Source organism: Microcoleus asticus IPMA8 (assembly GCF_013179805.1).
GTDB lineage: Bacteria > Cyanobacteriota > Cyanobacteriia > Cyanobacteriales > Microcoleaceae > Microcoleus > Microcoleus asticus.
On record NZ_SRRZ01000304.1, the window covers coordinates 1 to 1,294 of the forward strand.

The 1,294-nt window shown below is 37.9% G+C and carries 1 protein-coding gene; it reads left to right on the top strand.

Features of this window, described 5'->3' with window-relative positions; translation table 11 throughout:
• The first annotated feature begins 31 nt into the window (after positions 1 to 31).
• A complete protein-coding gene (locus E5S67_RS32000) occupies positions 32 to 1,060 on the top strand; it encodes a sensor histidine kinase (RefSeq protein WP_246277106.1) in 1,029 nt (342 codons plus the stop codon).
• The last annotated feature ends 234 nt before the right edge of the window (positions 1,061 to 1,294 follow it).

The window sequence follows — 1,294 nt, forward strand, 5'->3', positions numbered from 1 at the left end:
ATAAGTTTGGTGATTTTGAGCCAACATTCTCATGAAACTAATGATCGATCGAACCCTCGATCGATTTATGAATGATTTGCGATCGCTATATGAATCAGAAAAATCTTGCTGGTTGCACTTCGCAGCAGTCAAGCTAGGAGATGGTTTTTCCGTTACTATCCGTGATATCACCGCCCGCAAACAAGCCGAATTTGAATTACAACAACAAGCTAAAAATTTAGAACTTACTCTGCGCGAACTAAAGCGCACCCAAGCCCAACTCATCCAGAGTGAGAAAATGTCTTCTATTGGGAATCTGGTTGCAGGGGTAGCCCATGAAATTAACAATCCGGTGAATTTTATTCACGCCAATCTGATTCCTGCTACTGAATATTTCAAAGATTTATTGTATTTGGTAAAACTATATCAACAACACTTTCCCGATCCCCCGATACAAATTAAAGTAGAAATTGAGGCTATTAACCTAAATTTTATGCAAGAAGACTTGCTCAAACTTCTGAATTCTATGCAGCTAGGAACCGATCGCATTCAGCGAATAGTTTTGTCTTTGCGGAATTTCTCCCATCACGATGAGGCTGAATACAAACGAGTGGATATTCATCAAGGTATCGACAGTACGCTGATGCTCCTCCAAAATCGCCTGAAAGGCACAGCAGAACATCCAGAAATTATCGTGATTAAAGATTATGCTCAGTTGCCCAGAATTCAGTGTTATTCTGGTCAACTAAATCAGGTATTTATGAATCTTCTGGATAATGCTATTGATTCTATTTACACCCAATGTATCGGCGCTCAAGGACAAATAAAAATTAAAACTATCTTTGCAAACAAAAATCAAATATTAATTAAAATATCCGATAATGGTGTAGGAGTTTCTGAGGAATTACACTCACAATTATTCGATCCATTTTTTACTACTAAACCCGTGGGAAAAGGTACGGGACTAGGACTGTTTATCTGTCACAAAATTGTGGTAGAGCAACATGGTGGCAATTTATATTGTAACTCGAATTTCGGAAAAGGAGCCGAATTTGTCGTTGAAATTCCCATTGCCAAATAATTGTGAATTGAGGATGCTGAATAAGCAATTACAACTAACTAACTAAAATTTAGAAAGATATGAATAATGATTGTCAAGTTGAAAATAAAGGTAATATTTTAATTGTAGACGATCTTCTAGAAAATCTACAATTACTAAGCGATGCGCTCCTCAAACTCGGCTACACTGTTCGCAGCGTTACCAGTGGGCGGATGGCACTGAAAACGGTGAAGGTAAAGCGACCAGATGTGATTC

Excerpts from the sequence above, each read along its gene's own strand:
- E5S67_RS32000 (WP_246277106.1), top strand. The coding sequence starts at position 32 with ATGAAACTAATGATCGATCGAACCCTCGATCGATTTATGAATGATTTG.